This window comes from Roseburia sp. OM03-7AC (assembly GCF_003462625.1).
GTDB classification, from domain to species: domain Bacteria; phylum Bacillota; class Clostridia; order Lachnospirales; family Lachnospiraceae; genus Roseburia_C; species Roseburia_C amylophila.
The window spans coordinates 279,413-293,074 of sequence record NZ_QTZJ01000002.1 but is presented as its reverse complement, the minus strand read 5'-3'; the positions used below and the strand labels follow the sequence as shown (position 1 = coordinate 293,074).

The 13,662-nt window shown below is 38.9% G+C and carries 12 protein-coding genes and 3 pseudogenes; 2 read left to right on the top strand and 13 right to left on the bottom strand.

Features of this window, described 5'->3' with window-relative positions:
* Window positions 1-143 precede the first annotated feature (143 nt).
* On the top strand, window positions 144-1,406 hold the full coding sequence (locus DXB39_RS07690) for a site-specific integrase (RefSeq protein WP_243006001.1): 1,263 nt from the start codon (window positions 144-146) through the stop codon (window positions 1,404-1,406).
* A gap of 131 nt (window positions 1,407-1,537) precedes the next feature.
* On the opposite strand, the gene guaA is transcribed toward DXB39_RS07690, so the two are convergent.
* The gene (guaA, locus tag DXB39_RS07685; protein WP_117841304.1) at window positions 1,538-3,112 is read right to left on the bottom strand and encodes a glutamine-hydrolyzing GMP synthase; all 1,575 of its coding nucleotides are present in this window, start codon (window positions 3,110-3,112) and stop codon (window positions 1,538-1,540) included.
* 173 nt (window positions 3,113-3,285) lie between these two features.
* On the opposite strand from guaA, the gene DXB39_RS07680 reads away from it, so the two are divergent.
* Entirely contained in the window at window positions 3,286-3,861 is a 576-nt protein-coding gene (locus DXB39_RS07680; protein WP_117841305.1) for a putative ABC transporter permease, read from the top strand.
* Here DXB39_RS07680 and DXB39_RS07675 read toward each other — a convergent pair.
* The 12 genes and pseudogenes from DXB39_RS07675 to DXB39_RS14925 all read right to left on the bottom strand — a co-directional run.
* A pseudogene (locus tag DXB39_RS07675) lies at window positions 3,843-4,001 on the bottom strand (sporulation transcriptional regulator SpoIIID); the annotation flags it as partial. The gene DXB39_RS07680 and the pseudogene DXB39_RS07675 overlap by 19 nt on opposite strands.
* On the bottom strand, window positions 3,988-5,571 hold the full coding sequence (locus DXB39_RS07670) for a recombinase family protein (RefSeq protein WP_117841306.1): 1,584 nt from the start codon (window positions 5,569-5,571) through the stop codon (window positions 3,988-3,990). The pseudogene DXB39_RS07675 and the gene DXB39_RS07670, both read right to left, overlap by 14 nt.
* Window positions 5,572-5,689: 118 nt before the next feature.
* Window positions 5,690-7,051 carry a hypothetical protein gene (locus DXB39_RS07665; protein ID WP_117841307.1) on the bottom strand — a complete coding sequence of 454 codons (1,362 nt, stop codon included), beginning with the start codon at window positions 7,049-7,051 and terminating at the stop codon, window positions 5,690-5,692.
* 214 nt (window positions 7,052-7,265) lie between these two features.
* On the bottom strand, window positions 7,266-8,540 hold the full coding sequence (locus DXB39_RS07660) for an ImmA/IrrE family metallo-endopeptidase (RefSeq protein ID WP_117841308.1): 1,275 nt from the start codon (window positions 8,538-8,540) through the stop codon (window positions 7,266-7,268).
* Window positions 8,530-8,832: a hypothetical protein gene (locus tag DXB39_RS07655; RefSeq protein WP_055233133.1), complete on the bottom strand. Its 303-nt coding sequence runs from the start codon at window positions 8,830-8,832 to the stop codon at window positions 8,530-8,532. Before DXB39_RS07655 ends, DXB39_RS07660 begins: the two co-directional genes overlap by 11 nt.
* A complete protein-coding gene (locus tag DXB39_RS07650; protein WP_117841309.1) occupies window positions 8,825-9,055 on the bottom strand; it encodes a colicin E3/pyocin S6 family cytotoxin in 231 nt (76 codons plus the stop codon). The genes DXB39_RS07655 and DXB39_RS07650 overlap by 8 nt, the downstream gene beginning before the upstream one ends.
* Window positions 9,056-9,110: 55 nt before the next feature.
* The gene (locus tag DXB39_RS07645; protein WP_117841310.1) at window positions 9,111-9,758 is read right to left on the bottom strand and encodes an RloB family protein; all 648 of its coding nucleotides are present in this window, start codon (window positions 9,756-9,758) and stop codon (window positions 9,111-9,113) included.
* Between the two features lie 2 nt (window positions 9,759-9,760).
* Window positions 9,761-11,074, bottom strand: coding sequence for an AAA family ATPase (locus DXB39_RS07640; RefSeq protein ID WP_117841500.1), 1,314 nt, complete (start codon window positions 11,072-11,074; stop codon window positions 9,761-9,763).
* A 149-nt stretch (window positions 11,075-11,223) separates the two neighbouring features.
* Window positions 11,224-11,424 (bottom strand): hypothetical protein, encoded by a 201-nt coding sequence (locus tag DXB39_RS07635; protein WP_117841311.1) that lies wholly within the window; start codon window positions 11,422-11,424, stop codon window positions 11,224-11,226.
* 478 nt (window positions 11,425-11,902) lie between these two features.
* Window positions 11,903-12,682, bottom strand: coding sequence for a sugar phosphate isomerase/epimerase family protein (locus tag DXB39_RS07630; protein WP_117841312.1), 780 nt, complete (start codon window positions 12,680-12,682; stop codon window positions 11,903-11,905).
* A 138-nt stretch (window positions 12,683-12,820) separates the two neighbouring features.
* Window positions 12,821-12,946, bottom strand: a pseudogene (locus DXB39_RS07625) (sporulation transcriptional regulator SpoIIID); the annotation flags it as partial.
* A gap of 82 nt (window positions 12,947-13,028) precedes the next feature.
* A pseudogene (locus DXB39_RS14925) lies at window positions 13,029-13,662 on the bottom strand (hypothetical protein); the annotation flags it as partial.

Sequence of the window (13,662 nt, the reverse complement as noted above, 5' to 3'; positions counted from 1 at the left end):
CGGCACACTCCTTCTCGCAAAAGGAATGACCGAAGCTATGTAAGTGATTGACCCGAAGGCTTTATAATCACCCTGAACAAGTAGATTATATCATAGCCTTTTGATGATTGCACAACAATTTTTACAAAAAGGAGATGATATTTATGCCAGCTTACAAAGATGAAAAAACTGGTAAATGGTTCGCCAAGTTCTATTACACGAACTGGCAGGGAATCAAGAAACAGAAGTGGAAAAGAGGCTTCGCCACCAAAAAGGAAGCTTTAGGATTTGAAAGGGACTTTTTGGAACAGCAGTCTGCCAATCCTGACATGACATTTCAAAACCTTTATGAAATTTATATGGAGGATATGGCTGCAAGACTTAAGCAGTCAACTCTTCTGACAAAAAAGGCGGTACTACAGACGCATATTCTTCCATTCTTCAGTAGCAAGCCGATTAATGAAATCAAAGCCTCTGATGTACGAAGATGGCAGGCGAAGCTTATGAGTTCGCCGAATAATTACTCCCAGACCTATCTGAAGAAGATTAACACGGAGCTTAACAGCATCATCAATTACGCCAAGCGATTCTATGATCTCAACACCAATCCCTGCGGCAAGGCAGGCACTATTGGAAAAGCGAAGGCTGAGGAAATGGATTACTGGACTTATGATGAATATATTACTTTCCGTGAGGGTATAAAAGATAAGCCATTATCGTATATATGCTTTGAAGTCCTGTACTGGACTGGTATGCGTGAAGGTGAACTGCTTGCTCTCTCACCTGCTGATATTGACCTTGATAACAAGATAATATCCATCAACAGAACATATCAGCGGATAGAAGGAAAAGATGTATTTACATCACCTAAGACAAGAAAAAGTAAGCGAAAGATTCCGATTCCGGATTTTCTCTGCCAGGAGCTATCAGACTATATCCAGTCAAGGTATATGCTTGACGCAGATGAAAGGCTGTTCCCAGTAACAAAATCATATCTCTCACACGAGATGATAAGAGGCTGCAAAAACACAGGCGTAAAAAAGATACGAATTCATGACATCCGCCACTCGCACGCCAGCTTACTTATCAATCAGGGCTGTGATGCTTTAATCCTCGCAGACAGGCTTGGACATGAGAAAGTATCCACAACACTTAACACATACTCTCATCTGTTTCCACATAAACAGCAGGAGCTTGTGCATAGTCTGGAATCATTGCAGGCGACAGATTCGCCAAAACCTGAACCACCAGATGGAAATCCATTACTTGAAGCAGCCGGGATACCTTACAACCATACAGAAGTATCTGATACAGGTACTTCCTCAGCAAATGCTATAGCAGTAAATCTTCCATATGGTCCAGCACCATTAACAGAAAAAAAGACATCTGCCAAAATCATACAGATGCCTCAAAGAAAGATAATTTAACACAAACCTACACTGATTTGCCACCGAAACGATGTGATACAGAGTAGTTGCTATTAGTAGCAAAATAGTAGCAGAGCAAAAGAAAAAGTCTCGGAAGCCGCTTGTTTAGCGGGTTCCAAGACTTGTGGCTTTTATTCAAACTCAATCGTTCCAGGTGGCTTACTCGTCAAATCATAGAATACACGGTTTACCCCGCGTACCTCGTTGATGATTCGGCTCATTACTGTTTGCAGTACTGCAAATGGAATCTCTGCGCTTTCGGCGGTCATGAAATCGACGGTATTTACGGCACGCAGTGCAACTGCGTAGTCGTAGGTTCTCTCGTCGCCCATTACTCCAACGGAACGCATATTGGTCAGGGCTGCGAAATACTGGTTCGGCATCCAGGATGGAGCTTCGCCGTTTTCTTTCTTGTAAGCAGCTACTGCCTTGTCCACTTCTTCCCGGTAGATGGCATCGGCATCCTGTACGATGCGGACTTTCTCAGCATTGACTTCACCGATGATTCGGATACCAAGACCCGGGCCCGGGAATGGCTGACGGAATACCAGATGCTCCGGAATTCCAAGTTCAAGACCGGCTTTACGAACCTCATCTTTGAAGAGGTTACGCAATGGCTCAATGATTTCCTTGAAATCAACATATTCCGGAAGACCACCTACGTTATGGTGGGATTTGATGACAGCGGATTCTCCGCCAAGACCACTTTCTACCACATCTGGATAAATGGTTCCCTGTGCCAGGAAATCAACGGCTCCGATTTTCTTTGCTTCTTCTTCAAAGACACGGATAAATTCTTCACCGATAATTTTACGTTTTGCTTCCGGCTCTGTTACTCCGGCAAGCTTGTTATAGTAACGCTCCTGGGCATTTACACGGATGAAGTTTAAGTCAAACTGACCGTTCGGTCCAAATACATTTTCCACTTCATCTCCCTCGTCTTTACGAAGAAGGCCATGATCAACAAATACGCAGGTAAGCTGCTTTCCGATTGCTCTGGATAAAAGACCTGCTGCCACAGAAGAATCCACTCCACCGGACAATGCCAGAAGCACTCTTCCGTTGCCGACTTTTTCACGGATTTCCTTGATGGTATTTTCCACAAAGGAATCCATTCTCCATGTTCCGGCACAGCCACAGACACCACGCACGAAGTTGTGGAGCATCTTGGTTCCCTCTTTGGTATGGAGTACCTCCGGGTGAAACTGGATGGCATAGAGATTTTTTTCACGGTTTTCTGCGGCTGCCACCGGGCAGTCTGCAGTATGTGCTACGATTTCAAAACCAGGTGCTGTCTTTGAAATATAATCAAAATGGCTCATCCAGCAAATGGTCTTTTCTTCTACATTCTGGAATAATGGTGAATTCTTATCTACCATTACTTCTGTCTTACCATATTCGCGAACCGGTGCTTTTTCTACCTTGCCGCCCAACACATGCATCATGAGCTGTGCGCCGTAACAAAGTCCCAGAACCGGGATACCAAGTTCAAAAAGCTCTTTGCTGCAAGTTGGTGAATCTGCCTCATAACAACTATTTGGACCTCCGGTCAGGATAATTCCCTTCGGGTTCATCGCTTTGATTGTCTCGATATCCGTGCGGTAAGAATATATTTCACAATATACATTGCATTCACGGACACGTCTTGCAACCAGCTGGTTGTACTGTCCGCCAAAATCAATGACAATAACTTTTTCCTTATCCATGGACGTTTTTCCTCCTAATTTTTGCTGAGACTCGCCCAGCGTCTAAACTTCATTATAGTTGAGCCACCCTGGAAAGACAAGACCTATTTTGTTTTCTGATGACCTTTGAACGAATATTTTTACTAACATTTTCGGCAACGCATATTTCCTTATTATATGGAAATACTCCCTGTATGCGTAAAGATTATCTGATTAAATCCATCACACAATATATTTTCTTTTTCTTTCTGGGAGCATTTCTTGGATACCTGTGGGAAGTGCTGCTTTTTTATGTGCAGGATGGGGTTTTCTGTAACCGTGGCTTTCTCTATGGTCCATGGCTTCCGGTCTATGGTGTGGGGGCTGTCCTGATGCTGCTTATTTTAAGACGCTTTCAGAAGCATCCGGTCAAAGTCTTTTTTCTTGCAGCGCTTCTCGGCTCTTTCGTAGAACTTTTTATCGGATGGTTCCTCGCTCAAGTTTTCCACCTGCGTTACTGGGATTATCACGATTATCCACTGCAGCTTGGCGGTTATATCTGTCTTTATTCTGCATTGGGATTTGGCATTGCCGGTGTGCTCTGGGTCTGTGTGTTTGCACGGATTGCATCTCATTTATGGAGAAAAATGCCAGTACCACTGCAACGCATTTTTCTTACGCTGCTGATACTGGCATTTCTTCTTGATTGTGCCGCCGCACTGATTTTTCCCAACGCCGGGCACAATATTACGTTTTCTTTGTTTCAAACATATCAACCAGTCACATGCTGATGAAGATATTTTTCTCTCGTTGCCAGTCCCCCACGGATATGACGCTCCGACTTATTGACATCCAGCACTTTCCTTGCTTCCCGCGCCAGGGTCGGATTCACCTGGGATAAACGTTCTGTTACGTCCTTATGTATGGATGTTACAATTTAGAGCTGTTTTGTCTTCTGTTTCCTCTGCTCTGTCGTTACCTTCAATTAAGACAGTTTCATCCAATCCCAGCTCACCAATAAGACGCAGATAAATATCTACATTGCCATCCTTGTCCACTTCAATTTTATTGATCAAGCGCTTCAACTGTACATTTGTCATTTCATGAACATCCGTGATATCTTCCAGTTGCTTGAATGTGCTGTTCAAAATTGCTTCCAGTTGTTCTCCCTTGGTCAGATGATAAGAGACCATTTTCAGTTCATTCTCCAACCGCTCAATCTCTTTTCGCATCCCACCGATTTTCTCATTCAATTCCTCTCTGGAAATCAAATCATCGGTATACATGTCCATGTATTTTTCACGGGATTTGCGAAGCCTGTTCAATTCTGTATTTAGCTGCTTTTCGTACTCAATATTTTCATCTTTTGCTTTGTATACTCGCTGAAATTCTTTAATCACATAATTGATTACTTTTTTCTTCTTACCAAGAATCTCCTGAAAATACTCCTGCAGCGCCTGAATCAATTCTTCCTCATCTACCGTCACTGCATTCGGGCAGCTATCCGCACCTTTCCCATTATGCCCGGAACAAACCCAGCGCACATAGGTATTCTTATATTGGCGAACCGTTCTGCGAAAAGACCACCCGCACTCCTTGCATTTAATCAATGTCGAGAATAAATATTTATTACTCTGGCGCTCATGAGTAATTTTGAAGGAATCATGACGACCTTTTAAGATATCCTGTGCTTTATCAAAAACTTCATCCTCAATAATCCGGAGTTCCGGCCGAAGCGTGACAAGCCATTCGGATTCATCCTTTTCTTTTCTCTGACCGGTCAGGAAATCTGCAATCTCTTCTTTGCCGTTGATAATCTTCCCGGTGTATATCTCATTGGTCAAAATTCGGCAAACGGAGTTCTGGCTCCAGTTGTTGCCACGCTTGGTCTTGATGCCTCGTTCATTGAGCATATTTGCAATCTTCGATCCGCCATTGCCTTCCTCTGTATACCACTGAAAAATCTGCCGGATTGCCATTGCCTCGTTCTCATTGATAGAAAGGTTAAAATAGTCACCAATCGTCTTATCATAACCAAAGACAATGTTCGGAACACGACCTTTTTCCGCATTCATCTTCTTACCAAATTTAATACGTTTGGAAGTATTGGCACTTTCCTCCTGCGCTAATGCACCGAAGATGGTTAGGACAAATTCGCTGTTGCCCATACTGGTCATGTTGGCAGTCAGGAATTGTGTCTCGATGCCAAGAGATTTCAGTCTGCGGACACTCTGTAATAAATCAACGGTATTTCTGGCAAAACGAGAAATATCCTTAACTACAACCATATCGAACAAGCCCTTTTCCGCATCTGCAAGCATCCGTTGAAATTCCTTGCGATTTTTAATTTTAGTTCCGGAAATACCTTCATCTGCATATAATTTAATAAGGTTGTCCCCGGTGCGCTTGGTATATTCTAAGAAGAACTCTTTTTGAGTTTCTAGGCTGTTGAGCTGGTCGGATTTATCTGTGGATACACGACAGTATGCGGCGATGTTCATGGCAATCAACCTTTCTGTTAAAATTATAATGTTCTGTTGCGGCTATTATACTCAATTTGTATAAAAACAAGATGCCACCATTCAATTAGATATCATCTTGTTTTTCCAGTATGCTATATCATTTTAAATAATCTTTTGTCTCTCTATATCTTTCATATTTCCCTACACACGAAAGTAATTCTGTAATTCTTTCCTCTTTACATATTGGATTTTTACAAACCTCTATGTATAGGCAAAGTAATTGTGTTGATGTAAGCAATACATGCCCGCGTGATACACAATATTTAAGCATTTGTTGCGGAAAGACATCTGCTAGACGTTCATCCAGTGGCATATCGCAAAACCCATTTACAATTAGCATTCCTTTGGGTAAGACTTCATTTTCTTCAATATATTGAGCAACCCATTTTTCAAGCTGTGCAGCATGCTTTTCTGCAGCACTTTTAGTCACTCCTTTAATTTCAGCGACAATTGCAACCTCTCCATATTTAGCAATTATATCACTTCTACCCTTTTCCGCTTCTAAGATAGTGAATCCTAATTCATCAAGTACTTGTTTTACAATCTCCTCAAGTGTAGTTCCACTTGATGTCAACAATAACTTATATTTCTGAACCTCTTGAACAGCTATTCTTTCTTTATCAAGTTCCTTTTCCAATTTTGCAATCTTATTTTCTATTGTATTCTGCTTTTTTAACTTCACCTTTTCATCTAATATATATATGTTTTGGGTCCATCCGGGCAAATCCATCTCTTCATCAGTTATTTTTAAACGGCGGTTAAGTTCAAATAAACTGTCCAAATATTTTTTACCGTTTTCTTTCCATACATCCTCTGTCTTGTATTCTTCTTCCTCATAAATTTGGGGAAGTAAAACTATTTTCCCACTACCATATGGAATAACAGCTGCCACCACTTTATCAGTGCCTTTTATTTTTCCTAATATTGTACTATTTTCTGCAACAGAAAAGTATGATGCATAATAATAGCAATTTCTTGTATTAGTAAAAAAATCCCTATACGGAGATGAACAACAAATATCAATCCGCTCACCAACCACCTCCGTAACATTCAATTTTATTGGCAAAAATGAATATGCATTAAACTCTCTAACAATATTTGTTTGTCTTGCATTTCTTCCTGTCCCTGAATACTGTTTTTCCCCAGTATATATGTAACAGTTATCATTGTTGCCCATTAAAACAAATACATTTCGTCCTTGCTTCAACAACTCTTTTATTTGCCCTTCAATTTTTTTAAAATCTTCTACTATTTGCGCAGAATTATAATCTGAAAGACAAGGTTTATTCTGATAAGAACTATCATAAGAAGTAGAATAATTTGTTATCAAATACTCTGCATTGATAACAACCGCATCATAATCCAATAATGAAATTCTCGCAGAAAACTCATACTCATCAAAATTTTCATATTCTAGAGATTTAAAGTAAGTGTTAAGACCTACTATTTTTTTCTCCATAGTATTTTCCTTTCTTTATAACGAACAACTACAAACTTTTCAACTGCTCATTTTCAAGCTTTATACCATGTTATTCTTGCCAAGTTGAAATAACTTTGAATTTCGAAGGAGCATTACAAATGTTCTATTACAGGTTCATCAAAATTATCCCCCGGCTCAGGATACCCAAACAGCATCTTATAATTCATAATAATTCCGTATTCATTAGGTGTTTTCACAAACCTTTTTCTACTGATTTGGAATATATAAATTTTTCAAACTTTCTATGGAATACGAATTCCGCTAGATCACTTCGTCTTAATTTTATATTCAACAAATTGTAGATTTCTTCTTTGGTCATTGTTTCTCTATGGCTTAATGCCGAACCAATAATCCCATTAATTCTATGGCTAGCTTTCTTTATATTCTTATCATCTGTATACATTTCACTCAAAATTTCCTTAATCAGTAGTCTGCTATCAGAATAAGAAACTTTCTTGTCAATCACATAACACGGCTCCTTAATTAATACCATTGTCCAGTCGTTCCCAAAATTCACCTCATAAAAATCATACTCAAACAATTTACATTCATTCATCAAATCTAGTTTGTCACTGTAATATAATTGCATAAGAGATTTTTCATTTTTGTAATGCTTCACGCACTCATTTTTCGCAAACAAATAGGCATTATATATATGAGAAATTTGATTTAATACAACTCCCATCCAACAACACCATGCACTAAAATTATTCCCAAATATTAATTCAAGCGCACTCACTACATTTTCCGCTGTACTAAATGCAGTTTCAATTTGTTCCATTGATGGACATTCTGGAAAGACATAATGACATACTTGATAATTTCCAATATCAAACTCTTCTTTACAAAGACACAAATCATCCCAAACACCATATTCATCATATCCTTGAAAGTATAAGGTCATTCTTCTATCAGATATAAATTTCTTAGGAAAAAACATGTCTCCACTAACAACAATTACATTGCCCGATTTCATTGCATTTTCCAACGCATAAAAGCATGCCATAATAGAGGTATTCGCAATGGTACAAAGTTGTTTGATATTATATTCCAAACTTCTATTTTCATTCAGAGTTAACATCTCTTTTACCCATTCGGTCGGCATTAATATCTCAGACGCAAATACATTTGCTTCATGTTCTTGAATATCTAATTTGTTATGTTCTGAATACTCATTATCCGTTACACACAAAGTAACATCACTATGCCAACTAATAAATATGTGACCTAATTCATGCGCCAAGGTAAAACGTTTTCTTGGTTCATACTGAATAGCAGAATTTAACACTATCTTTAGATCAGAATCCTTCAAATCAGAATAACCATCTGCATTAGTTCCAAGATTTTCTTCAACACAAGTTATTCCTTTTTCTTGAATAAGCCCCATCATATCAACAGGCGGATGTAGCTTATATTTCGTCATAACCCTTTGTGCAATTTTTCTAACTTGTTTTTCTTTATTCTCCATCTTTTTTGTATTTCTTTACTTCCTCCAAATTATACGATCTGGCCGCAATTTTATCTCCACTAGACATATTGATATAATCATGATAATTTATAGAATGTCTTCTACAATAAAGTATATCTCTCACCACATCATTTCCATATATTAGCCAATCGCGATATTCTTCATCTGTAAATCCTAAAAATTCACATAATGACATATTTGTCTCGTGAGTATGCCAGTATTCTACATAGTCATCTATTTCGTCAACAAAAAGCCCTTCTTCGAGACAATCTAAAACAAAATTCTTATACATCACTTAACCTCCTATCCTTACGCGCCTGCTTAATCAATTCTCCTGTTTTTGCGTCTAATGCACCCAAATGCCACCCCTGCTTATTAAACACCTCTATTTCTCCATGTAACTCATCCCATGAATATAATCGACCATTCCCCCTATACACTTTTCTTCCATCAATTACTTTATAAAACTCAAATTGATCCATATAGCAGGGTTTTGGCTTTGCTACATATGGCATATTAATCTCCTTTCCATTTTTTATTGCTCCATTTTTTCGTTTATACAAATTCTTTCTAATTATTTGTTTTATAACGTATTTCCCCCACCAACCTATGCACCGTCGTCCCCGGACACATCTCTGATGGTTTCTTTTTACCTTCACGTTCACACTGCACCAATTTCTGCTGTGCTATCTGTATTGCCTTTTCCTCATTTCCTACACGGCAAATTTTTTCATATATCTTTTCATCTGCCTTGGAATACTTCTGTCCCGTCTTGCTCTCATATACTCGTCCGAACTCAGAGCAGCATATCCATGAATCTTGAATTGCCGGCATTGCACCAAAATAAGCATACATCCATATTTCAAAACACGGATTTGACCATCCTACTTGTATACCTTTTTTCTCTGCCTCGGAAATAATTTCATCAAATCCTATCACTTGATCTCTGTCAAACACAATCCAAGGAATACGATATTGCGCCTCATAAGCTGTTAGCTCCAGGCATTTATCAATCATGCTTCTTGTCTTTGTTTCTACGACTTTAATGACAAGTTTGTTTCTAACTTCTTCTGGCAAAGATTGATGCAATCCTGTAAAAAAGCAACGTTCTGTCCCTTCTGTGTCTGTAACGATCAAGTAATATCCCAATTCCGGTACTTTGATTGTTCTTCTTTGCTCTCTTGTTTTTCTGTTCCCTGTTCTATCCCCTTTTGCCATGCTCAATCTCTCCGTTCCACTTCGGTCGGTGCTGAACCAATGTCCCCAGGACATTGAGCACCCTTAAACATATCAATACTCTTTAAAGTCGGAATGGCACCATACTTACCAATCAGATAATTCTTCTCATAGCTTTCGTCCTTGCGAATACGCACTCCATCCTCATCCACAAAATCTGCAAGGGAGTATAATGTTGAAACACCTCGATCATCCTTCTCAACAAACCAGATTTCATCACGACGCAGCAACTGATTTGAAAGTTGCCATGTATCATGCGTTGTAAATACAAGTTGCGCATGGTTAACATTAATATTCGGGTTCAAGAATGTAAGCAAAAAATTTCTTACCAAAAGCGGATGCAGGCGAGCATTTAATTCATCAATGAAAAATACGCTTCCCTTTTCCAATACTTCCTGCAATTCCGGGTAAAGAGCAAACATCTTCAATGTTCCCGCTGACTCTGCACCTAATGGTATCTCTGCCAATTCATCAGAATCAATCTTCTTATGAAGCGCATTAATCTTATATTTTTCTTCCTTTGATTCACCATCACTCGGAACCTTTTCAACCCGAAAATCCTTAATATGTTCATCAAAAGATGCAAAGTATTCCACAACCTTCTGCTGAACGTTCTTATCATCCACAAAGCCTCTTGGCAATCTACGTGATAAGAAAAAGTTAGTAACCGGATCACCAAAATCTGCAAATTCATTTATCAAGAACCAGTCTCTGATTGCCTTACATTTGCTAATTTTTAACTTAGCTCCTAAAGAAGCAATCAGCACCTGCTTTTCCAGCGCAATCTTTATATTATCCCTGCTGTTCTTCGGCAAGCCTGATAAATCTAATTCACTGTCAGAATTTCCACGATAAAATACTGTACTGTACTTTCTGGCTGTCTTAGCCTTAGAGTTCAACCATTCCTCTGTTACACCTTCCTGATCAACGCAGAATCCATAATTATATGTCTTCTCGTTCTTATCTCCAGGAATAGTGAAATAGACCTCAAAACTGGACTCTGCATCTGCTGACGTGGAATCAAACAAAAACGGAGTAGGTCTATACTCCTCAAACTTCTCTTCCTCATCTCCGTACTTGAAAGAATCCACTACATACTCGGCCATATACTCAAATGCACTGTATATATTTGACTTGCCACTTGCGTTTGCTCCATAAATGGCAGCAACCGGCAGTATCTTTTCACTTCCGATGGTCACAACTCTTTCAGAAAATTCTGTCATCTTAGTGGCAGACAAATCCAAAGTTACTTCTTCTCTAAAAGATCTAAAATTTTTAAAATTAAATTGTATCAACATAATTACTACCTCATCTTCTTTTCTATTTTTTATTATATGCATTTTTTCAAAATAATCAACATTCAAACGCGATTATTTCTCATTTAAGTGTTTATTATTTATTTCTTTTAGATATCAAAGCAAAAAGCAAGGCTCTCACCTTGCTCCTCTTACCCCACAAATAATTTTTCCTTGTTTTCCGATAAATTTTCTAATATGTAATCCCCACTCTCTGCATACAATGCAGTTTTCTCTATTGCCCTCTCTACCTTCCCGGCATTTACTGCTATTAAGAGTTTGCACAGGAAATCTGCAGTATCTTCCGCTGAATTTGGATTATGAAAACGATAATTTAATTTCGTCCGTTTCAAGCGAAAGCTACACCCCCTTACCTCGCCTATCCTTCTCTCCCATACTATGAGAAGGATTCTTAGATTAGACCAGACCTTTTTATTTAATCTAAGCATAATCCATTTGAAATCAAATTACGTTCCCAAAATACTGGACTTTTGTCTATTCCCACTGTACTTTTCCAAAAATCACGCTGTTCCCAGCTGCACCATATTCCATTCAAAGCCGTAAAAGCGAAAGAAAAGGCTTGAAAAAGGTTTTATGTTACTAATCTTCTTCAAGCGTCTCAATGCCAATCCCGTATACAATTTTATAATCTGCATCCTCTTCTTTGCCTTCTTTCTAAATTCAAATTTAATTTCATTTCTATATTCACAACTTAGCAAGCAGTGCATTTGTACACACAAAATGCAGTTTTGCTTGTTGGGAGTTATCTCCCAAACCCTCAGAATCAATCAGAAATCTGATTGAACTCCCCGTCTGTTTTCATCACCTACATTATTTTCGCAAGTAATCAAGCCTTTTTGCCCTTTCATAAGCCAATTCCAAAAACTGACAAATATTTAAATGAGAATAATCCCAATTCATTGGTTCTAAAGTTGTAGCTCCCCGGTATCCTGTACAGGCAATTTTCTCCATAACTGTATCCCAATTAATATTGCCGTCGAATGGTAATTGATGTTGATTATGGCTACCGCCATTATCCTGTAAATGAATTGCCATCAGCCGGTTTCCATACATTCCCAACAAATCTTCATCCGGTGCATAATTTATATGATGACAACTATCATAACAATAGCCTACATTATTTGAAGTGAATTTATTTAAAACTATTTTCAAATTTTTAATGTTACTTAAATTCTCAAAAGCAATCTGAATATTCTTTTGTTCTGCCTTGTTTATAAGTTCTGTCAACCGTCTGATTCCTGTTTGATTTAAAGGATTATTATCATTTGGCAAATGTATCACCATGGTCGGTATATCATATTCACAGCAATCCGCTACACATTGTAGATAACTTTGAAATACACCTTCACCACTCAAATTGTCCAGTGACAGATTATTCTGCTCATGCACAGGCGCATGGATATTTTCTACAAATAAACCAGCTCTTCTGGCTAATCTTACATCCTCTTGATAACCGTCTCCTCTGCCAAACTGATTGCTCCACCACAACATTACACAATCAAATCCCGATTTTCTAATCAATTTGTACCTTTCTTCAAAAGAGACATCATATCCAGAGCCATAACCAAAGCAATCATATATTCCTGTCATTTTGCATCTCCCCTCACCAATACTCAAGGTTACCTGATTTCATTATAGCAAAAGCACTCCCTGATATCTACCCGAGAGTGCCCTTGTTCCAGTTCTATTCAATTCTCCATGTGATTTTGCTTTTGTATCGTTCTATATTGTTACTACCGCATGTACCGTGCTCTTACTGATTCCAAACTGCTTTGCGGTCTGACGCACTGTCGCATTGTTATCTATAATGTATTTGGCTATTTCTACGGCTCTTTCTTCTATATAGCTTTTCAAAGAAAATCCCCTGCAATACTTGTTTTTACATTGTATGCAGAGGATTTGCTTTTATGTATGGCTTTTTTATCTCATCTATATTCTATTTTAAATAACCCTTTTTCCCTGTGAATACTACTGCCGCTCCGCATAATGCCAAGAGTACAAGCAGATATCCAACCGGTGATTCATCGCCCGTTTTCAATGCTTTTGTTTTCTGTGCTGTGGTCTGCTCAGTATTTGGAGTGCTATTTCCACTTGTTGCATCAGCTTTCTTCGCAACGGTAAATTCGGCGGTTGCTTTCTTTTCTTCCCCACTGATAGAAGACACAATCGCAACCGTATGCTTTCCGGTAGCAAGGCTTTCTAAGTATTCTGCAGTAAAGGTGACAATGGTAGAGCCTTCTGTTACCGTATAGTTTTTCGCATCTACTACGGTGCCATCCACTTCTACACGAAGGAAGCTGCTGATACCGGCGTCACTGCGGAAACGAAGCGTTGCACCACTTTCCTTTGTCCATTCTCCACCAGCGCCTTCAATAATGACCGGTGTTGCCGGTTTATAATCCGGGTTCTTCTCATTACAACCTTCCCGTCTACAGGCTTCTGCATTGTTGCTAAAATCATGTCCTAATGGATTTCCACTGGTAAATGTTTCCGTTCCCTTTGCCCCACACAGCTTGCAGGATTTGTAGTAAACTGCCGGTGCCGTACAGGTTGCTGCTGTTTTCAGATAA